Source organism: Streptomyces sp. NPDC001663 (assembly GCF_042893105.1).
Classification (GTDB): domain Bacteria; phylum Actinomycetota; class Actinomycetes; order Streptomycetales; family Streptomycetaceae; genus Streptomyces.
In genome coordinates, this window is record NZ_JBIAUR010000008.1 from 362,889 (window position 1) to 382,213 (window position 19,325).

Below are 19,325 nucleotides of genomic sequence, written 5' to 3' on the forward strand. Positions count from 1 at the left end.
TGGTGCTCCCTTCACAGGAACGCATGGGGGCGCACATGGGAGCGCTCCCATAGACAGCAGGGAACGTAGGACGACACTCTGCGAGCGTCAATCCCACGTTCCCCTTTGGTTACTCAGCCGCTCAGCAGCTCGACTTGCCCGCGTAGATCGCAAGGGCGGTGTTGGAGCCGAGCGTTGCGGTGAACTGGCCGCTGGAGTTCACCGTCACGCTCGTGTTGTTCTGCACGTTGCAGTACGTCCCCGCCGGCAGCGACGTCTGGTACGTCCGGCTCAGCGAGCCCGACTCGTGGTTGATGGCCACAAAGCCCCTGCTGCCCCGCCCGAAGGCGATCGCATCGCCCCCGTTGTCCCACCAGTTGGTCACCGACTCGCCGCGCGTGGCGTTGCGGAAGGCGACCATGGACTTGATCTCCGGCCAGGCGTGCTGGCACTTCCAGCCGTCCTGCCAACAGGCGGTCACGGAGCCGTTGTTGGGCGGTCCGGCGTCCGAGTCGGACCACTCGTAGCCGGAGTTGATGTCCGGGGCGCCGTACGGGTAGGCGAGCATGAAGACGTTGGCGAGGGTGTAGTTCGCCCCGTCCTTGTAGTTGAGGGTCGAGCCGTTGCGCTCGGTGTCGTGGTTGTCGACGAAGACGCCGGCGACCGAGCTGTTCATGTAGCCCCAGCCCTCGCCGTAGTTCTTCAGGTAGGCGAGGTTCTCGTTGTTGAAGACGCGCTTGAGGTCGTAGGCGTAGCGGAACTCCTGGACGTCGCCGTTGCCCGTGTACTCGGTGGGCTGGACGGCCTCTCCGCTGCCGTAGATGACCTCCTGCTTCCAGTACACCGACGGGTTGCTCAGCCGGGACTTGATGTTGGCGAGGTCGGCGGTGTCGATGTGCTTGGCCGCGTCGATGCGGAAGCCGTCGACGCCGAGGGTGAGCAGGTCGTTCATGTACCCGGCGATGGTCTTGCGGACGTAGTCCTCGCCCGTGTCCAGGTCGGCGAGGCCGACCAGTTCGCAGTGCTGGACGTTCCAGCGGTCGCTGTAGTTGTTGACCAGGGATGTGCAGTCGTCGAAGTCGTACGAGGAGTACAGGCCCGGGTAGTTGTACTTCGTGTACGACGATCCGCCGGTTCCGGTCCCGCTGCCCGCGGACATGTGATTGATGACCGTGTCGACGACGACCTTCACTCCGGCCGTGTGACAGGTGTTCACCATGTTCTGGAAGGCCGTACGGTCGCCGAGCCGGCCCGCGATCTTGTAGCTCACCGGCTGGTACGAGGTCCACCACTGCGAGCCCTGTATGTGCTCGGCGGGTGGGCTGACCTGGACGTAGCCGTAGCCGGCGGGACCGAGGGTGTTGGTGCACTCCTTGGCGACGGAGGCGAAGTTCCACTCGAAGAGGACGGCGGTGACGTCCTTGGTGCCGGGCGGGGAGGCGTGCGCGAGGGTCGGGTTCATGACAAGGGCGGCGGCCGCGAGGGCGACGGTCACCGAGAGGGTTCTGCGTGCCATGTGGGGGCTCCTTCACCGTTGAAGGGTCTTGCTGCAATCTTTCAGCAAACTTGCGGTGACGGAGATGTTAAAGGCCCGCCGCCTGAAAAGGCAGCGGGCCGTGTGAAGTTGATGCAAGAACTTTCAGAGACGCCGTCAGGCGCCCGGCAGTTGGGTCAGGCGGTGGTGAACCACACCGTCGTGTCCGCCGGCACCTTCGTCTCGCCGTCCGCCTCGGTCACCTCGCCGCTGGTGAGCAGGACGCGGCCGTACGCCGGAGTCGTCACCGACTCGCCGCTGGTGTTGGCGACGCACACGAACTCCCCGCGGCGGAAGGCGAGTACGCCCTCGGGGGCGCGCAGCCACTCGACCGAGTCGCCCGCGCCGAGGTCGGGCTGTTCGCGGCGGACGGCGAGGGCGGCGCGGTACAGCTCGAGGGTCGAGCCGGGCACGCCGGTCTGTGCCTCGATGCTCAACTCGCCCCAGCCCTCCGGCTGCGGGAGCCAGCTGCCGCCGTCGCCGAAGCCGTACGAGGATCCCGTCCGGGTCCACGGGATCGGCACCCGGCAGCCGTCGCGGAAGCCGTCCTGGCCGGCGCCGCGGAAGTACGCGGGGTCCTGGCGGACCTCGTCCGCGAGGTCGACGACGTCGGGGAGGCCGAGTTCCTCGCCCTGGTAGACGTACGCCGAGCCGGGCAGCGCGAGCATCAGGAGGGTGGCGGCGCGGGCCCGGCGCAGGCCGAGTGCGCGGTCGCCGGCCAGGCGGATCTGGGTGCCGAGGCCGGGCGGGTTGGCGAAGCGGGTGGCGTGGCGGGTGACGTCGTGGTTGGAGAGGACCCAGGTGGCGGGGGCGCCGACCGGGCGCATCGCGTCCAGGGTGCGGTCGACGACCTTGCGGAGCTCGGCCGCGTCCCAATCGGTCGACAGGTACTGGAAGTTGAAGGCCTGGTGGAGCTCGTCGGGGCGGACGTAGTTGGCGGTGCGCTCGACCGTCGGCGTCCATGCCTCGGCGACGAAGATGCGCTCGCCCGGGTACTCGTCGAGGATCAGGCGCCACTGGCGGTAGATCTCGTGCACGCCGTCCTGGTCGAAGAACGGCATGACATCGTTGCCCAGTAGCTTGAGTTGCTCGTGGGAGCCGAGGTCGGGCAGGCCGTCGGCCTTGACCAGGCCGTGGGCGACGTCGATGCGGAAGCCGTCGACGCCCATGTCGAGCCAGAAGCGCAGGATGGAGCGGAACTCGTCGCCGACGGCGGGGTGTTCCCAGTTGAGGTCGGGCTGCTCGGGGGCGAAGAGGTGCAGGTACCACTCTCCGTCGTCGACACGTGTCCATGCCGGGCCGCCGAAGATGGACTCCCAGTCGTTGGGCGGGAGTTCGCCGCTCGCACCCTTGCCGGGGCGGAAGTGGTAGCGGTCGCGCAGGGGCGAGCCGGGGCCTTCGCGCAGGGCCCGCTTGAACCACTCGTGCTGGTCGGAGGAGTGGTTCGGGACGAGGTCGACGATGATCCTCAGGCCCATTTCGCGGGCGTCGCGGATCAGTGCGTCGGCGTCCAGGAGGTTGCCGAACATGGGGTCCACGGCCCGGTAGTCGGCGACGTCGTAGCCGGCGTCGGCCTGCGGGGAGGCGTAGAAGGGGCTGAGCCACACGGCGTCCACGCCGAGGTCGCGCAGATACGGGAGTCGGGAGCGTACGCCTTCCAGATCGCCCATGCCGTCGCCGTTGCTGTCGGCGAAGCTGCGCGGATAGACCTGGTAGATCACCGCGTCCCGCCACCAGTCGCGGCGTCTGGCGACAGTGGCCGTGGCGGTCGTCGGGGCCGGGTCGGCTGCGGAGTGCTGCTGGCTCATGGCGTCCTTGATACGTGACGGAGGTGGGGTCATGGGCTTTGTGCGTACGGCGGCGGGTGACGAGGCGGCCGCGGTGACAGCGGGGTCGGATGGACACTGCGGCCGCCTCGGGTACTGGGGGGCGTCAGCCCTTCGTGCCGCCCGCGGTGAGGCCGGTCACCAGGTTCTTCTGCACGAGGTAGAAGAACACGGAGACGGGTATCGCGATCAGCACCGCGGTGGCGGCCATCAGGTTGCGCTGGGCGTCGTGCTCGCTGACGAAGGTCTGCAGACCGACGGCGAAGGTGTACTGGGTGTCGGACAGCATGAACGTCGACGCGAAGGCGACCTCGCCGAAGGCGGTGAGGAAGCTGTAGAACGCGGCGACCGCCAGGCCCGGCTTGGCGAGCGGGAGGATCAGTCGCGCGAACGTGCCGAAGGGGGTCAGCCCGTCGACGCGTCCCGCCTCGTCGATCTCGAACGGGATCGTGTCGAAGTAGCCCTTCAGCAGCCAGGCGCAGTAGGGCACCGCGGTCGAGCAGTAGACGAGGACGAGTCCAAGGTAACTGTCGATGAGCTGCAGGTCCGACAGGATCTGGTACATCGGCACCATGAGTACGGCTACCGGGAACATCTGGGTGACCAGTAGCACCCACATGAACTTCTTGTAGCCCGGGAAGCGCATGCGGGAGACCGCGTAGCCGGTGGTGGCGGCGATCAGTACGCCGATGACGGTGGTGCCGAGCGAGACGATGAGCGAGCTCTTCAGCCAGTCGAAGAACTCCGTGTGCTGCAGCACGAAGGAGTAGTTGGAGAACGACATCTTGCCCCAGATGCCGCCGGGGTGGAGGTAGTCGTCCTTGTCCGGGCCGAGGGACAGATAGATCAGCCAGGCCACCGGGAAGAAGGCGATCAGGCTCGCGACGATCAGGATGCCGTGCGAGGTGAGGGAGGCGGCGAGGCCGTGCTCGCCGCGCCGGCGCGCCTTGCGGGGCGGGGTGGCCGCGGAGTCCTGGTCGGTCACGGCGGCGGAGGTCTCGACAGTGGTCGTACTCATGGGAGCTCCTGCCTCAGATCGCGAGCTGCTGCTCATTGCGGTTCAGCCAGCGGCGGTAGAAGGAGGTGAAGACGATCAGGATGGCCAACAGCAGCATGCCGTAGGCGGCCGACTGTGCGAAGTCGCGCGGTTGCTGTCCGAAGCCGAGGTAGTAGGCCCAGGTGACCAGGATCTGGGCGTCCGCGGCGGTGTTGCCGAACAGCAGGAAGATGACGGCGAACTGGTTGAAGGTCCAGATGATGCCGAGCAGTACGACGGTGGAGCTGACGGACCTCAGGCCCGGCAGGGTGACGTAGCGGAAGCGCTGCCAGGCGGTGGCGCCGTCCATCTCGGCGGCCTCGTACAGGGAGGCGTCGATGGACTGCAGTCCGCCGAGCAGCGAGACCATCATGAACGGCACACCGCACCAGGTGTTGACCATGATGGCGGCGAACCGCTGCCAGAAGGTGCTCTCCAGCCAGTCCGGCTGCGGCAGATGAAGGGCGTCCAGGGCGACGTTGATGATGCCGCCGTCGGCGAGCATGAACCGCCAGCCGAAGACGGTGACGAAGGTCGGCACGGCCCACGGCAGGATCAGGATCAGCCGGTACAGGGTCCGGCCGCGCAGCTTCTGGTTGAGCAGCAGGGCGAGGCCGAGTCCGATCGTGTAGTGCAGGGCGACGCACAGTGCCGTCCAGACGATCGTCCAGATGAAGTGGGACCAGAAGCGGTCGTAGGCCGTCGGGCCGAACAGGATGTCCTTGTAGTTGTCGAGCCCGATGAACTTGTAGGTGGCGTCGATGTGGTTGACGCCGATCGTGCGCGCGGTGTTGAGGCTGTTGGCGTCGGTGAGGGTGAGGTAGAGGCCGTACACCAACGGGTACAGCACGAGGACGCCGAGCACGACGATCACCGGGGCGATCATCGCGTACGCGTACCAGTACTTCTGGTAGCTGTTCTTGAAGCGCCCGCCCAACCCGGGCCGCGGCGCGCGGTCACCGCGGCGCTTGCCGGTGGCGCGGTCGATGGCGACTGTCATGTTCGACACCTTCTGGAAGTTCTACGGCGCTGGGAAGAGGCTGGGCACAGGCCGGTGACCGCCGGGTCCGTCCCCCCATGAAATGGGGGCACCCCCTCTGGGGAAGGACCCGACGGCCACTCGGGGCTTACTTGCTGAAGTCCGGCACGAGCTTGGCGATGGCCAGTTCGACGTTGCTCAGGCCCTTGTCGAGGGACTCCTTGCCGCCGGCGATCTTCGGCAGCTCGGTGTCCAGCGGGCCCCACAGGGAGCTGTACTCGGGCAGCGCCGGGCGCGGCTGGGCGGCGGAGAGGACGCCCTGGTAGCCGGCGATGCCCGGGTCGGCCTTGACCTCGGCGGTGTAGGCGTCCTCGCGGGTGGGCAGCGTGGAGTTCTTCAGGGCGATCTCCGTTTGGGACTTCGCGGAGGTCATGAAGTTGACGAACTTCAGCGCGGCCGCCTGGTGGGCCTTGTCGGAGCCGGCGTAGACGGACAGGTTGTGGCCGCCGGTCGGGGCGCCCGCCTTGCCGGCGGAGCCGGCCGGGACGGTGGCGATGCCGAGGTTGGACTTGTCCTTGAAGGCCGAGCCCTTGTAGAAGTTCGTGATCTCCCAGGGGCCCTGGATGATCGAGGCGACCTTGCCGTTGACGAACGCGTCCTGGATGTGGGAGTAGGCGTCGGCGGTGGTGTCGGCCTTGTGCAGGCCCTGCCCCTTGAACATGCTCAGCCAGGTGCCGTAGGCCTTCTGCGCCTCGGCCGAGTTCACGGTGATCTTCTTGGCGGCGGCGTCGACGGTGTCGGTGCCCTCGCCGTAGAGGAAGGTCTGTGCGTAGTAGGCCTGGGTGGAGCCCCAGTAGCCGTAGACCTTGGCCTTGGAGTCGATCTTGGCGGCGTCGGCCCTGAGCTCGTCCCAGGTCTTGGGGGCCTCGGTGATGCCGGCCTTCTTGAAGAGGGCCTTGTTGTAGACGAGGGCGAGGGTGTCGGTGACCAGCGGGACGCCGTAGGTCTTGCCGTCGTACTGGGCCTGCTTGATCAGGCTCGACTGGAACTTGCTCTGGTCCTTGAGGGCGTCGGTGCCGTCCAGCGGCAGGAAGAAGCCCTTCTTGGCGAAGGCGGGGGTCCAGCCGACCTCGGAACGCAGCACGTCCGGAGCGCCCTTGGAACCGGCGGCGGTGTCGAACTTGTTCTGCGCCTCGCTGAAGGGGACGTTGACGTACTTGACCTTGATGTCCTTGTTGGCGGCCTCGAACTGCTTGACCAGGGCCTTGTACGTCGGCGCCTCATTGGTGGCGTTGGAGGTGTCCCACCAGGTGATGGTGACCGGACCGTCGGCCTTGTCGCCGCTGTCGCTTCCGCCGCAGGCCGTCGCCGCGAGGGCGAAAGACGCCACCAGCGCGGTGGCCGCTATGCCACGCCGCATGAGTTCTCCTTGAGGGTGAAAGCCCGTGTTGTGCAGGAGGGGCCCCGTCTGCCGCTCCCGCCGACTTGCCGACTGCGCCGTTGCGGCCGCCGGGCGACGAGAACGTAACAGCGATGTAAGCGGCACCGAAAGACCTTGCAGCAAAAAATTGCAAGAAGAGCCGAGAGTTACCCGCCCGTGACCTCCCCTCGACCCCCGCGCAACCGCGTATTGAAGAGGGTGAGCGGGCAGAGGGATGCTTGTGCAAGACTCTGCAAGCTCTTGCCGTATACGTCGGCGCCGACAGAACACGAGGGACCGCGATGACGCAGCAACCCGCACGGGGCCGTGCAACCGCTCGTGCCCGGCGCCCGATTGGTGTGCAAAGTGACAGTCGGCCGGTACAGTCCACCCCTGTGACCACACGGCTTGCCGATATCGCTGCTCAGGCGGGGGTGAGCGAAGCGACCGTCAGCCGCGTCCTCAACGGGAAGCCGGGCGTCGCCGCCACCACCCGTCAATCCGTGCTCGCAGCGCTCGACGTCCTGGGCTACGAGCGCCCGGTGCGGCTGCGGCAGCGCAGCGAGGGCCTGGTGGGCCTGATAACCCCGGAGTTGGAGAACCCGATATTCCCGGCCCTGGCCCAGGTGATCGGCCAGGCGCTGACCAGGCAGGGCTACACCCCGGTGCTGGCCACCCAGACCCCGGGCGGTTCGACGGAGGACGAGCTGACGGAGATGCTCGTCGACCGCGGGGTCGCCGGCATCATCTACGTCTCCGGACTGCACGCCGACACCACCGCCGACATGGAGCGCTACGAGCGGCTGCGCGCGCAGGGCGTGCCGTACGTGCTGGTGGACGGCTTCTCGCCGAAGGTGCAGGCGCCGTTCATCTCCCCCGACGACCGCGCGGCGATGACCCTGGCGGTGACGCATCTGGTGTCGCTGGGGCACACGCGGATCGGTCTCGCGCTCGGCCCGAAGCGGTTCGTGCCGGTGCAGCGCAAGATCGAGGGCTTCGTCCGCGCGATGCAGGACCAGCTGGGCCTGAGCGCGCAGACCATCGAGACGGAGCTCGTCCAGCACTCCCTCTACACCCTGGAGGGCGGCCAGGCCGCCGCCCACGCGCTGATCGACCGCGACTGTACGGCGGTGGTGTGCGCGAGCGACATGATGGCGCTGGGTGCGATACGGGCGGCCCGGCAGATCGGTCTCGAAGTCCCGCGGGAGATCTCGGTGGTGGGCTTCGACGACTCCCCCTTGATCGCCTTCACCGATCCGCCGCTGACCACGATCCGCAAGCCGGTGCCGGCGATGGGCCAGGCCGCGGTGCGTACGTTGCTGGAGGAGATCGGCGGAACGCCTGCGCCGCACAGTGAGTTCGTGTTCATGCCGGAGCTGGTGGTGCGTGGTTCGACGGCCTCGGCGCCTGGGGACCGGACTCGTCCGTAGGGCGGAGAATCCGTGTTTTCGTGCAGTGCCCTGGGAGTAGACGGTGACGTCTTGGCGTTGTAGGAAATGCGAGGCGAACCCGACCGGGGGATGATCGGTCGGGGAAGGCAAATCTGGCAGACTTTGTGCCCATGGGTGACGCGACTGTGACCAGTCTGGAAGACCGTGATCAGACGGCCGTTCCGGACCCCAGTACGGCCCAGAAGCGACCGGAGTTCCTGCACCGGCTGCGCACCCCGCGCCGACCCCGTCTCTGGTTCGAGATCCTTCTGATCGCGGTGAGTTACTGGACGTACTCACTCATCCGCAACGCGGTTCCGGAGCAGCGCGGCAAGGCGCTGCGCAACGCCGACTGGATCTGGAAGACCGAGCACCAACTGGGCATCGCCGTCGAGGAGTCCGTCAACCACGCGGTGAACTCGGTGTCTTGGCTCATCGTCGGCATGAACTACTACTACGCGACGCTGCACTTCGTGATCACGCTGGGTGTGCTGGTCTGGCTGTTCCGCAGCCACCCCGGCCGCTATGCGGCGACCCGCCTGGTCCTGTTCGCCACCACCGGTGTGGCGCTGGTCGGTTACTACCTGTATCCGCTCGCTCCCCCGCGCCTGATGAACGGCAGCCGCTTCATCGACACGGTCATGGTCCACCAGACCTGGGGTTCGATGGCCTCGGGCGACCTGAAGCACATGTCGAACCAGTACGCCGCGATGCCGTCCATGCACATCGGCTGGTCGCTGTGGTGCGGCCTGACGATCTTCGCGCTGGCCAAGGTGCCGTGGGTGCGGGTGCTGGGACTGATGTATCCGGCGGCGACTCTGATCGTGATCGTCGCCACGGCCAACCATTTCTGGCTGGACGCGGTGGGCGGCATCCTGTGCCTGACGTTCGGGTTCACGGTGGCACGTGTCTGGTACGGGCGCCTGCCCTACGCAATGCCGCAAATGGTGCCGGCAAGAGGGGCCGACGCCCCCCTCCTGCCCACGAAGGTCTGACCTGCCTCACTCCCCGCGGTGCACCACATACCCCCCGGTCACCGTCAGCCGCACCGGCGCCTGCGCCACCTCGTCCGCCGGAGCCTTGACCGGGTCCAGGGCCAGGGCCGTCAGGTCGGCCCGGTGTCCCACGGCGATGCGGCCCGCCACCTCGGCCTCCCCCGCCGCCCGTGCCGCGTGCGTCGTGCAGCCCTCCAGGGCCTCCAGGCCCGTCAGGCCCGCGCGCGCCGACGCCGCCCCTCGCGGTGCGCGGGCCGTCGCGAGCACGGCCCGTACGTCGTAGTGGGCGATCGGCCAGTCCGAGCCCAGGGCGACCGTGGCGCCCGCGTCGCGCAGGTCCCGTAGCCGCCAGGCGTGGCCGGCGCGGGCCGTGCCCAGGCGGCGGGACCACTCGTCCGTGCCGTCGGCCCGGGTGTACGCGGTGTGCGGCGGCTGCATCGACGCCGCCACCCCCAGCTCCGCGAACCGCGGCAGGAGGTCGTCCGGGGCGGTCTCGATGTGCTCGACGCGATGCCGGTCCCGGCCGCTGGGGCCGAGCCCTGCCACCACGTCCAGGACGTGCCGTACCGCCGCGTCACCGATGGCGTGCGTGGCCGTGCGGACGCCGGCCGCGTGCAGGTGCCGTACGGCAGCCCCGTATGCCTCGGGATCCGGCCAGAACGCCTCGGTGCCCTGGCCGTGGCAGTCGGCGTGCTCCAGCCAGGCCGTGCCGCCCTCCACCGTGCCGTCCATGAAGAACTTGACCCCGCCGACCTGCCAGTGCCGGCCGCCTCGGCCCTGCGCCGCGACCAGCTCCTTCAGACCCGCCTCGGCCACGCCCGGCATGCACCACGGCGCGAACCGCAGCCGCACCGGCAGCACCGTCTCCCGGGCGACGGAGTCGACCAGCTCCGCATCGCCGGCGTCCATGACGTGCGCCCCGGTCAGGCCGGTCGCCGCCATTGCCGAGAGCAGTTCGACGAGGCGGGCGCGGCGGGCCGCGTAGGACGGGCGGGGCATGACCTCCGTCAGCAGGTCCATGGCCGCGTGCTCGACGAGGTGGCCCGTCGGCCGTCCCTCGCCGTCGCAGACCACCTCCGAGCGCTGGGCGAAGGACCGCGCTCCCGTCACGCCCGCCGCAGCGAGCGCCGCGCCGGTCGCGAGGGCCGAGTGGCCGTCGTAGAGGCGGAGGAAGGCGGGCGCGCCGGCGAGTACGTCCTCGACGAGGGCGCGGTCGATCGGGCGGCCCTCGAAGGCGTTGTGGTCGAGGCCGTGGCCGATCACCCAGCCGTCGATGCGCTCGGCGGTGGCGAGGGCCGCCTTCAGGCCCGCCAGGTCCGTCACCCCCGACAGATCGACTCCGGTCGCCATGTCCAGCCCCCACACCGGGTGACTGTGCGCGTCCACGAGCCCGGGCACGAGGTGCGCCCCCTCCAGCGCCACGACCTCGGTGCCCGGCCCCCGCCACTCGCGTACGTCGCCCTCGTCACCGACCTCCGTGATCACCCCGCGGCGGACGGCGACGGCGGTGGCGTACGGCCGGGCGGGGTCGAGGGTGCGGACCTCGGCGCCGGTGAGGATCAGGTCGGGGGTGGGCATGAGCGGGTGAACTCCCTTGTTCTGTCGGGTTATTCGGCGGGTTCGGCGGCGAAGTCGGCGTACACGTGCGGCCGTTCGCGGCGCAGCCACCACGCAAGACCCAGGCCCACGAGGAAGACGGCGGGCGCCGTGACGATCAGGACGGTGTTGACGGTGGTCGAGGCGCCGGTGAACAGGTCGATGTGGGTGATGACGAGCCCTATCGCCGTCGCGAGCAGCACCGCGGCGGCGACAGGGGCGACGACCGTGCGCAGGGTGCCCTCCTGGTGGCTCACCTTCCTGAAGTAGCAGGGAACGGCGATCGCGGCGAGCAGCTGGAGCGTGAACAGGCCGATCATTCCAGGGGTGTTGACCCACAGAAGCAGCTGTTGGTACGGGTCGGCGCCGGCCGCCCAGAAGGCGACGACGACGACCGCGCCCAGGGCGGTCTGGGCGATTCCGGCGACGTACGGGGAGCGGTGGCGCGGGTGGATGCGGCCCAGCGCCTTCGGCAGGACGCCCTCCTCGGCGAGGGCGAGGGCGTACCGGTTGATCGCGTTGTGGAAGGCGAGGAGGGAGGCGATGACGCTGGTGACGATGAAGATGTGCATCAGGTCGGCCGCCCAGCCGCCGACGTAGGTGGTGATGGCGGAGAAGAAGAGACCGCCGGGGTCCTTGGCGGCGGCCGCGATCACCTCCTGGTTGCCGAAGGCCTGGATGACGATCCAGACGATGAAGGCATAGAAGAGGCCGAGGAAGCCGATGGCCACGTAGGTCGCGCGCGGCACCGTGCGCTCGGGACTGCGGGCCTCGCGGCGGTAGATGACCGTCGACTCGAAGCCGGTGAACGCGGCGAAGGCGAAGGCCAGGACGACCGCCGTACCGGACACGAACACGTTGCCCGGCGCGAAGGAGGCGCCCGACAGCCCGTGCGCACCGCCCTTGACCAGCACGCCGCCCGCCAGCAGCGCCAGGATGCCGGTCTCGGCGAGGAGCAGGACGCCGAGGAGTTTGGCGCCGAAGTCGATGGAGCGGAAGCCGCCGTAGCCGATGAGGAGGAGGCCGACGAGGGAGATCGGCAGCCAGGGGACGTCGGCGGAGAAGAGGGCGTGCAGGGTGTCCTTGGTGGCGGTGGCGAGCAGGCCGTAGACGCCGATCTCCATGCCGTTGTAGCCGATGAGCGCGAGCAGGGCGGCGCCGATGCCGACGGGTCGGCCGAGGCCGCGGGTGATGTACGCGTAGAACGCGCCGCCGCTCTTCACATGGCGGCTCATGGTGGTGAAGCCGACGGCGAAGACGGCGAGGGTGATGCCGGCGATGAGGTAGCCGGCCGGGGCGCCGATGCCGCCGAGCAGGATCGCGAGCGGGGCGACGCCGGCCATGACGGTGAGCGGGGCGGCGGCGGAGACCACGAAGAAGGCGATGTCGGCGGTGCCGAGGGAGCCGGAACGGAGGGTCGCGGTGCCGGGCGGCGTGCTCTCCTCGGAGGCATCGGGGGTGGTGACGGACATGGGCGAAGCCCTTCGAGCGCGGCGGACGGGGAGGGTTCCGGGCGTGCGGGGTGGCCGGCGGTCCCGGAACACGTGGTCGTGTCGGAGCACGTGGTGGTGTCCGGGCCCGTAAATCTAAAGGCTTTCGGTTTCGGCAATGTAGCCTCCTCCTGGGCATCCGGGAAGCCCCATCTCGCACCTTCAGGGGAGAGCACACGCATGGGACGGCCGCGCACACCGCTCCTCGACCGTGAGCGCATCACGGCGACGGCGCTGCAACTCGTCGACGAGCAGGGCGACTTCAGCGTGCCGCAGATCGCCAAGCGGCTCGGGGCGCAGACCGGCTCGGTGTATCACCATGTGGACGGCCGGGACGGGATCGTGGAGCTGCTGCGCGAGCGGGTCGCCGACGCGATCGACCCCGGGACGCTGGACCTGACCCCGTGGGACACCGCCCTGGAGGCCTGGGCCCGCTCCTACCGCGCCGCGTTCGCCGCCCACCCGAAGGCGATCCCGCTGCTGATGACTTCACCCGTACGAGCGCCGCGGGTCCTGGAGCAGTACGAGCGGGCGGTGACGCTGCTGCTGGACGCGGGCTTCGCGCCGGCGGACGTGATGCCGCTGATCATCGCGCTGGAGAACCTGGTGCTGGGCTCGGCCCTCGACCTCGCGGCCCCGGAGACCATGTGGGAGCTGACCGAGGAGGCACCGACGCCGCGCCTGGCGGAGGCCCTGGCGGCGGTCGGCGAGGGGCGGGCGGACCGGGCGTTCGAGCTGGGGTTGGAAGGGTTCCTGAAACATGCGGGATTTCTTCGGGGGGCGTGACGCTCTCCGGGGTGCCTACGCCCCGTAGAACAGCACCTCCACCACGGCTCGCGCCCTGCGCGTCGTACGGCGATACGCGTCCAGCATGTCCCCCACGTGTCCGTCCGCGTACCCCAAGTACCGCCCCACCGCAGCCAGTTCGCGCGCGCCCGAGGGGAACGTGTCGCCGGCCCGGCCTCGCACCAGCATCACGGCGTTGCGCACCCGCGTGGCCAGTACCCATGCCTCGTCGAGGATGGCCGCGTCCTCGCCCGAGATCAGCTCGGCCGCGCGTGCCGCCGCCAGGGCCTCCCGGGTGCGTGTCGTGCGCAGGCCCGGCTCGGCCCAGCCGTGCTGCAACTGCAGCAGCTGCACGGTCCATTCGACGTCCGACAGTCCGCCGGGGCCGAGCTTGGTGTGCAGCTTGGGGTCGGCGCCGCGCGGCATTCGTTCCGATTCCATACGGGCCTTCAAGCGCCGGATCTCGCGTACGGCGTCGTCGCCCAGCCCTTCCGCCGGGTACCGCAGCGGAGCGATCAGATCGATGAAACGGCCGCCCAGGTCCTCGTCGCCGGCGACCGGTTCGGCCCGCAGCAGTGCCTGTGACTCCCAGACCAGGGACCAGCGGCGGTAGTAGGCCTCGTAGGAGTTGAGAGTGCGGACGAGCGGGCCGGACTTGCCCTCCGGCCGCAGGTCGGCGTCGATCAGCAGCGGCGGGTCCGCGCTCGGGATCTGCAGCAGCCGGCGCATCTCGGAGACGACCTTGTTGGCCGCCTCGGAGGCTTCGCGCTCCGCCACGCCCTCCCACGGCTCGTGCACGAACAGGACGTCCGCGTCGGAGCCGTAGCCCAGCTCGTGTCCGCCGAAGCGGCCCATGCCGATGACCGCGAAGCGGGTCGGCAGCGTGTCGCCCCAGCCGTCCCGCACCACCGCGCGCAGTGTGCCCGCGAGGGTGGCCGCCGTCAGGTCGGAGACCGCGCCGCCGACGCGCTCCACCAGCGCGCCCTGGTCGGCCTCGGCGGGCTGGGTCTCGGTGCCGTAGGAGCCGACGATGTCGGCGGCGGCCGTACGGAACAGCTCGCGGCGGCGGACGCCGCGGGCCGCGGTGACCGCCTGCTGGGCGTTCTCGGCGCGGCCGACGGCGGCCAGGATCTCCTGCTCCAGCTGGGCCCGGCCGCGCGGTTCGAGTCCGCCGCCGTCGCCGTCGCCGAGCAGGGCCACCGCCTCCGGGGCGCGCATCAGCAGGTCGGGGGCGAGGCGGCCGGCGGACAGCACGCGCGCGAGGTTCTCGGCGGCGGCGCCCTCGTCCCTGAGCAGCCGCAGATACCAAGGGGTCTTGCCCAACGCGTCCGACACCTTGCGGAAGTTGAGCAGTCCGGCGTCCGGGTCGGCGGAGTCGGCGAACCAGCCGAGCAGGACGGGCAGCAGGGTGCGCTGGATGGCGGCCTTGCGGGTGACGCCGGAGGCCAGGGCCTCCAGGTGGCGCAGGGCGGCGGCCGGGTCGCCGTAGCCGAGCGCGACCAGTCGCTCGCGCGCTGCCTCGGGGCTCAACCTGGCCTCGCCGGGGGCGAGTTGGGCGACGGCGTCGAGCAGTGGGCGGTAGAAGAGCTTCTCGTGCAGCCGTCGTACGACACCGGCGTGCCGTTTCCACTCGCGGTTGAGCTCGGCGACCGGGTCGACGCGCAGCCCCAGGGAGCGGCCGATGCGGCGCTGGTCGGCCTCGTCCTCGGGGACGAGATGTGTACGCCTCAGCCGGAAGAGCTGGATGCGGTGCTCCATGGAGCGCAGGAAACGGTACGCCTCGTCGAGCTGGGAGGCGTCCGCGCGGCCGATGTAGCCGCCGACGGCGAGGGCCTGGAGGGCGTCGAGCGTGGTGCCGCTGCGCAGGGACGCGTCCGCCCGGCCGTGCACCAACTGCAGCAGCTGTACGGCGAATTCGACGTCTCTGAGGCCGCCGGGGCCGAGCTTGAGCTGGCGGTCGATCTCTGCGGCGGGGATGTTCTCGACGACCCGGCGGCGCATCTTCTGGACGTCGACGACGAAGTTCTCCCGCTCGGCGGCCTTCCAGACGAGGGGTTCGAGGGCGCTGACGTACTCCTCGCCGAGCTCGATGTCGCCGGCCACCGGGCGAGCCTTGAGCAACGCCTGGAACTCCCAGGTCTTGGCCCAGCGCTGGTAGTAGGCGAGGTGGCTGGAGAGGGTGCGCACCAGCGGGCCGTTCCTGCCCTCGGGACGCAGATTGGCGTCCACGGGCCAGATGGACCCCTCGACGGTCGTCTCGGAGCAGATCCGCATCATGTGCGAGGCGAGCTTGGTGGCGGACCTGAGGGCCTTGCCTTCATCAGCCCCGTCGACGGCCTCACCGACAAAGATCACATCGACGTCGGAGACGTAATTGAGCTCATGGCCGCCGCACTTGCCCATCGCGATGACCGCGAGCCGGCACAGCGCGGCGTCGTCGGGGGCGGCGGCGCGGGCGATGGCGAGTGCGGCGCGCAGGGTGGCGGTGGCGAGGTCGGCGAGCTCGGCGGCGGTCTCGGCGACGTCGGTGGTACCGCACACGTCACGGGCGGCGATGGACAGCAGGCAGCGGCGATAGGCGACGCGGAGGGAGACAGGGTCGGTGGCCTCGGCCAGCCCCCGCTCGAACTCCTCCACTCCCGGATGCAGGTCCCGCGGCTCGTACGTGACCAGCGCCTCCCAGTCCCTGGGGTGCCGGGCGAGGTGGTCGGCGAGCGCGGCGGAGGCGCCGAGGACACCAAGCAGCCGGTCGCGCAGCGGCTTGGCCGCTATCAACGTGTCGAGCAGCTCGCGTCGGGTGGGCCCGGGCTGGACCTCGAGCAGCCGCACAAGACCGTGCAGCGCGAGATCCGGGTCGGCGGTCGCGCCCAGGGCGTCGAGCAGCACCGGGTCGTCGCGCACGGGCATGAGCTCGACGCTGTCCAGCAGCCGCTCGGCGGCCGACGGATCGGTGAAGCCGTGCCGCAGCAGCCGCGTGAAGGTACTGCTCCTGCGCCCCGGCGCCGTCATCCCGGCCTCCCGTCGGATCAAGGTCGTACTGGCCCCGAGCCTAACCGCAGACACTGACAGAAGCGCTGGGGCGGGACGGGGGTTTCGGCGGGTGGGCAGGGCGGGGGCGGATCGGCGGGGCGGGGACGCCTTGGCCTGTTTCTGATGGGCACCACGAGGGTGAGTGGATCGGCGGGCGCCGCGACGATGCGCCTTTGGGCCTCACCGAGTCACCACCGCCGCGCCCGGCCGGCTCAGCGGGCGACCACCACCGTGGCCGGGCGGGACGGGTCCAGCAGAGCCCGTTCGCCGGGGCCAGGGGCCGGGGGCGTGTCGGCGGCCGGGGACGGTAGTGCGGCCACCGCGGTCGGGCGGGCGGCGAGGGGGATCAGGACCTGGTGGACCGTGCCGGGGCGGCCGCTGTCGGGGCGGGAGGTGTACTGGATGTCGAGGCACAGGGAGCTCAGCCGGCCGAGGGCTTTCGGGACCGTCGAACCCGCCTCGATGTCCGGGAGGGTCGCGCGGCGGGCGGCCGTGGCGTCGTCGTCGGAACGTGTGCACGCGCGCGTGCCCGGCGGTCGTACGGGCTGTCCGGACCGACCCCCGTACGGTCCGGACAGCGTCAGGTGGGTGACGTCGCCGACGGCTGTGTTCGTGGCGTCGACGCGGATCGTGTCGCCGCGCAGCCACTGCAGCTCGGCGCCGTCCAGGTCGGCCCGTACCCAGCCCGCGGTGTTCACGACGAACGCGGTCTCCACGGCCGACTCCTCCGGCGGCCTCATCCGAGGCAGTCGTCCCCGTGAGGCCCGCTCGATCCGGGCCGCGGGCCAGTGCCGCAGAACGACGAGCAGCCTGCCCTCCGGCCGGGTGAACCGGTGCGCGCGGCCCGCGGTCACCGTGTGGCTGCCGGCGGGCCTGACCGCCGAGCGGGACATCCCGGAGAGCTGGACGTCTCCCCCGGGGCCGCCGACGGTGAACCGCACGGTCGAGAAGGGCGCCCTCGCCCCCGCCGAGGCCGTGGCGGCCGTACCGTCGCAGCCGGTGGCCAGCATGACGGCAGCCAGGACGCCGGCACCCGCGGCGAGGGCCGCACCGCGTGGATTCAGGTGGGTGTGCATGGGGTGGCCTCCTTACGAGGACGAGGACGCCGCCGACCACGGCCCCGCCGGTGCCCGTCCCCGTCGACAGTGCACGCCCCGACCGCCCCGCGCCCATTCGGCATTTGGCGAATACCGGACCCCGCAGGCGAACGCGGCGTAGCGTCGTGAGAGGGCCCGAATCGGCGTACCGGGAGGCCGAGATGACGCCACCCTTCACCACGGCCGAGGCTCATCTGCGGCGCATGGCAGACGTCCTGGACGAGGCCCGCCACGACCCCTCCGAGGACGTGCCGCCGATGTCCCTGCTGTACGGCCTGCAGCGGCTCGTGCCCTGTGCGTGCGTGAGCTTCTCGGAGCTGGACGTCCCGGCCAGGATCGGGTTCAACGAGCGCGAGACCCCGTGCGACGAGGACGAGGCCCCGATGGAGGCGTACTGGCGCTGGCGCCGCCAGCACCTGCAGTGCGAGCAGGTGTCGCGGCCGCACGACAGCCCCGAGACCACGCAGATGGCGGACTTCCTGTCCGTGCGCGAGCTGCGCGACCTGCCGATCTACACCGAGTTCCTGCGCCCGTTCCCCACCATCGCCGACATCGCCCTGCCCACCGCCCCGGGCCGTACCCGCGTCTTCCAGTTCTTCCGCGCGGACACGAAGCCCTTCACCGACCACGAGATGACCACGCTGCGGCTCATGGCGCCCCACCTGTACGAGATCTACCGGGAGGGCGCCCGACGGCGCCGCCCCCCGGTCCGCCTCACCCACCGCGAACTCGACGTCCTGCGCTGCGTGGCCCGCGGCCTGAGCACCCCGGAGATCGCCGAACAGCTCGTCGTCGCCCCCAGCACCGTCCGCAAGCACCTCGAGAACGCCTTCGAACGCCTGGGCGTCTCCAGCCGTACGGCCGCGGTGGCCCGGGTGTTCCCGGAGGCGGAGGCGATCTGACCGGACGACCGATGAGTTCGCGCGGCCGGCGGGGTCCCTTCTTCATACGGCTTCATTCGTCTTCGTACGTCTTCATACGCGTACGTCTTCATACGGTGAGGAGGACGGCCCATGGCGGACACCATCCCGCAGACCTGTCTCGACACCCGCTACAGCGACCCCCGGGCCACCGCGACCGACTGGTCCGAGGCCGAGGCACGGCTCGCGGAGGCCGAGCTGTTCTGGATCTCGACGGTGCGGCCGGACGGGCGGCCCCATGTGACCCCGCTGCCGGCGGTCTGGTCGGACGGCGCGCTGCATTTCTGCACGGGGCCCGAGGAGCGCAAGGCGAAGAACCTCGAAGCCAACGCGCACGTCGTGCTGACGACCGGGAGCAACACCTGGGACAAGGGCTACGACCTGGTCGTGGAGGGCGAGGCGGTGCGCGTCGCCGACGAGGACAGGCTGCGTGTGCTGGCCGCCGCATGGGAGGCGAAGTACGGCAGCTTCTGGCACTTCGAGGTGCGGAACGGAGCCTTCCACCACGGCGCCGGGGCCGCGTTCGTCTTCTCGGTGGCGCCACGCACCGTTTTCGGCTTCGGTAAGGGGGAGCCGTTCAGCCAGACCCGATGGCGATTCACCTGACGCACGACCGACGCATGACCGACGTACGACGAAGGAGTCGTTCCATGGACATGACCCTCGAAGTGATCCTGCTGCCGGTTTCCGACGTGGACCGGGCCAAGGAGTTCTACCGGGACAAGGTCGGCTTCCACGTGGACCTCGACGGCGAGGTGATGGAGGGGGTGCGGATCGTGCAACTGACCCCGCCCGGGTCGGGCTGTTCGATCGCGCTCGTCGACGGGCTCCAGGTACCGACGGGCACACCGCAGCCGGGCACGTACCACGGGATGCAGCTGTGCGTGACGGACGCCAAGGCGGCGTACGACGAGCTGACCGCCCGCGGTCTCGAGATCAGCGAGCCGCAGCAGTTCGCGCCGCAGGACGGGGCCACGTTCATGTACTTCAAGGACCCGGACGGCAACGGCTGGGCGATCCAGGAGTACCGCAAGCGGGCGACCCAGCCCCTGCACCAGCTGCTGACCGAACTGGCCGCACAGCAGGGTTAGTTCATCCGGCCGTAGTTCATCCGGCAGTAGTTCATCCGCTCTTCATCCGGCCGGTTGGATGAGGTGGGGCGGGGGCATCTTGACGTGTGCATGCTCTGTCCGCACCGCCGCCCCCG

General features: G+C 70.0%; 15 protein-coding genes. 6 read left to right on the forward strand and 9 right to left on the reverse strand.

Translation table 11 applies throughout. From position 1 onward, the window contains the following. Positions 1-121 precede the first annotated feature (121 nt). The 5 genes from ACFY1L_RS26825 to ACFY1L_RS26845 all read right to left on the reverse strand — a co-directional run bounded on the left by ACFY1L_RS26825 (position 122) and on the right by ACFY1L_RS26845 (position 6,774). A complete protein-coding gene (locus ACFY1L_RS26825; RefSeq protein WP_388829329.1) occupies positions 122-1,495 on the reverse strand; it encodes an alpha-amylase family protein in 1,374 nt (457 codons plus the stop codon). Positions 1,496-1,650: 155 nt separating this feature from the next. Continuing rightward, positions 1,651-3,321 carry a glycoside hydrolase family 13 protein gene (locus ACFY1L_RS26830; RefSeq protein ID WP_388829332.1) on the reverse strand — a complete coding sequence of 557 codons (1,671 nt, stop codon included), beginning with the start codon at positions 3,319-3,321 and terminating at the stop codon, positions 1,651-1,653. Between the two features lie 124 nt (positions 3,322-3,445). Beyond that, positions 3,446-4,357: a sugar ABC transporter permease gene (locus ACFY1L_RS26835; protein ID WP_388829335.1), complete on the reverse strand. Its 912-nt coding sequence runs from the start codon at positions 4,355-4,357 to the stop codon at positions 3,446-3,448. Positions 4,358-4,370: 13 nt separating this feature from the next. After that, the gene (locus ACFY1L_RS26840; RefSeq protein WP_388829338.1) at positions 4,371-5,375 is read right to left on the reverse strand and encodes a carbohydrate ABC transporter permease; all 1,005 of its coding nucleotides are present in this window, start codon (positions 5,373-5,375) and stop codon (positions 4,371-4,373) included. Positions 5,376-5,502: 127 nt separating this feature from the next. Continuing rightward, positions 5,503-6,774, reverse strand: a complete 1,272-nt coding sequence (locus ACFY1L_RS26845; RefSeq protein WP_388829341.1) for an extracellular solute-binding protein — start codon at positions 6,772-6,774, stop codon at positions 5,503-5,505. Positions 6,775-7,169: 395 nt separating this feature from the next. Between ACFY1L_RS26845 and ACFY1L_RS26850 the strand changes: the two genes are divergently transcribed. Next, positions 7,170-8,204, forward strand: a complete 1,035-nt coding sequence (locus tag ACFY1L_RS26850; RefSeq protein WP_388829344.1) for a LacI family DNA-binding transcriptional regulator — start codon at positions 7,170-7,172, stop codon at positions 8,202-8,204. A 131-nt stretch (positions 8,205-8,335) separates the two neighbouring features. After that, the gene (locus ACFY1L_RS26855) at positions 8,336-9,199 is read left to right on the forward strand and encodes a phosphatase PAP2 family protein (protein ID WP_388829347.1); all 864 of its coding nucleotides are present in this window, start codon (positions 8,336-8,338) and stop codon (positions 9,197-9,199) included. A gap of 6 nt (positions 9,200-9,205) precedes the next feature. On the opposite strand, the gene ACFY1L_RS26860 is transcribed toward ACFY1L_RS26855, so the two are convergent. Together ACFY1L_RS26860 and ACFY1L_RS26865 are read right to left on the reverse strand one after the other, a co-directional pair. Beyond that, positions 9,206-10,777, reverse strand: coding sequence for an amidohydrolase (locus ACFY1L_RS26860; protein WP_388829350.1), 1,572 nt, complete (start codon positions 10,775-10,777; stop codon positions 9,206-9,208). Between the two features lie 29 nt (positions 10,778-10,806). Further along, a complete protein-coding gene (locus ACFY1L_RS26865; protein ID WP_388829353.1) occupies positions 10,807-12,267 on the reverse strand; it encodes an APC family permease in 1,461 nt (486 codons plus the stop codon). A 198-nt stretch (positions 12,268-12,465) separates the two neighbouring features. Between ACFY1L_RS26865 and ACFY1L_RS26870 the strand changes: the two genes are divergently transcribed. Next, a complete protein-coding gene (locus ACFY1L_RS26870; RefSeq protein ID WP_388829356.1) occupies positions 12,466-13,071 on the forward strand; it encodes a TetR/AcrR family transcriptional regulator in 606 nt (201 codons plus the stop codon). 15 nt (positions 13,072-13,086) lie between these two features. On the opposite strand, the gene ACFY1L_RS26875 is transcribed toward ACFY1L_RS26870, so the two are convergent. Further along, positions 13,087-16,080, reverse strand: coding sequence for a bifunctional [glutamine synthetase] adenylyltransferase/[glutamine synthetase]-adenylyl-L-tyrosine phosphorylase (locus ACFY1L_RS26875; protein WP_388829359.1), 2,994 nt, complete (start codon positions 16,078-16,080; stop codon positions 13,087-13,089). A gap of 233 nt (positions 16,081-16,313) precedes the next feature. Continuing rightward, positions 16,314-17,177, reverse strand: coding sequence for a hypothetical protein (locus ACFY1L_RS26880; protein WP_388829362.1), 864 nt, complete (start codon positions 17,175-17,177; stop codon positions 16,314-16,316). Between the two features lie 182 nt (positions 17,178-17,359). Here ACFY1L_RS26880 and ACFY1L_RS26885 point away from each other — a divergent pair, with 182 nt between their 5' ends. From ACFY1L_RS26885 to ACFY1L_RS26895, 3 genes are all read left to right on the forward strand, one after another. Continuing rightward, the gene (locus ACFY1L_RS26885; RefSeq protein WP_388829365.1) at positions 17,360-18,100 is read left to right on the forward strand and encodes a LuxR C-terminal-related transcriptional regulator; all 741 of its coding nucleotides are present in this window, start codon (positions 17,360-17,362) and stop codon (positions 18,098-18,100) included. A gap of 111 nt (positions 18,101-18,211) precedes the next feature. Continuing rightward, positions 18,212-18,724 (forward strand): pyridoxamine 5'-phosphate oxidase family protein, encoded by a 513-nt coding sequence (locus ACFY1L_RS26890; protein ID WP_388829368.1) that lies wholly within the window; start codon positions 18,212-18,214, stop codon positions 18,722-18,724. A 44-nt stretch (positions 18,725-18,768) separates the two neighbouring features. After that, complete coding sequence (locus tag ACFY1L_RS26895) at positions 18,769-19,209, forward strand: VOC family protein (protein WP_388829371.1); 441 nt, start codon at positions 18,769-18,771, stop codon at positions 19,207-19,209. The last annotated feature ends 116 nt before the right edge of the window (positions 19,210-19,325 follow it).

What these genes read in the sequence shown, in the direction of transcription:
- ACFY1L_RS26825 (WP_388829329.1), bottom strand. Translation starts at nt 1,495, where the DNA reads ATGGCACGCAGAACCCTCTCGGTGACCGTCGCCCTCGCGGCCGCCGCC.
- ACFY1L_RS26830 (WP_388829332.1), bottom strand. Translation starts at nt 3,321, where the DNA reads ATGAGCCAGCAGCACTCCGCAGCCGACCCGGCCCCGACGACCGCCACG.
- ACFY1L_RS26835 (WP_388829335.1), bottom strand. Translation starts at nt 4,357, where the DNA reads ATGAGTACGACCACTGTCGAGACCTCCGCCGCCGTGACCGACCAGGAC.
- ACFY1L_RS26840 (WP_388829338.1), bottom strand. Translation starts at nt 5,375, where the DNA reads ATGACAGTCGCCATCGACCGCGCCACCGGCAAGCGCCGCGGTGACCGC.
- ACFY1L_RS26845 (WP_388829341.1), bottom strand. Translation starts at nt 6,774, where the DNA reads ATGCGGCGTGGCATAGCGGCCACCGCGCTGGTGGCGTCTTTCGCCCTC.
- ACFY1L_RS26855 (WP_388829347.1), top strand. Translation starts at nt 8,336, where the DNA reads ATGGGTGACGCGACTGTGACCAGTCTGGAAGACCGTGATCAGACGGCC.
- ACFY1L_RS26860 (WP_388829350.1), bottom strand. Translation starts at nt 10,777, where the DNA reads ATGCCCACCCCCGACCTGATCCTCACCGGCGCCGAGGTCCGCACCCTC.
- ACFY1L_RS26865 (WP_388829353.1), bottom strand. Translation starts at nt 12,267, where the DNA reads ATGTCCGTCACCACCCCCGATGCCTCCGAGGAGAGCACGCCGCCCGGC.
- ACFY1L_RS26870 (WP_388829356.1), top strand. Translation starts at nt 12,466, where the DNA reads ATGGGACGGCCGCGCACACCGCTCCTCGACCGTGAGCGCATCACGGCG.
- ACFY1L_RS26875 (WP_388829359.1), bottom strand. Translation starts at nt 16,080, where the DNA reads ATGACGGCGCCGGGGCGCAGGAGCAGTACCTTCACGCGGCTGCTGCGG.
- ACFY1L_RS26880 (WP_388829362.1), bottom strand. Translation starts at nt 17,177, where the DNA reads ATGCACACCCACCTGAATCCACGCGGTGCGGCCCTCGCCGCGGGTGCC.
- ACFY1L_RS26885 (WP_388829365.1), top strand. Translation starts at nt 17,360, where the DNA reads ATGACGCCACCCTTCACCACGGCCGAGGCTCATCTGCGGCGCATGGCA.
- ACFY1L_RS26890 (WP_388829368.1), top strand. Translation starts at nt 18,212, where the DNA reads ATGGCGGACACCATCCCGCAGACCTGTCTCGACACCCGCTACAGCGAC.
- ACFY1L_RS26895 (WP_388829371.1), top strand. Translation starts at nt 18,769, where the DNA reads ATGGACATGACCCTCGAAGTGATCCTGCTGCCGGTTTCCGACGTGGAC.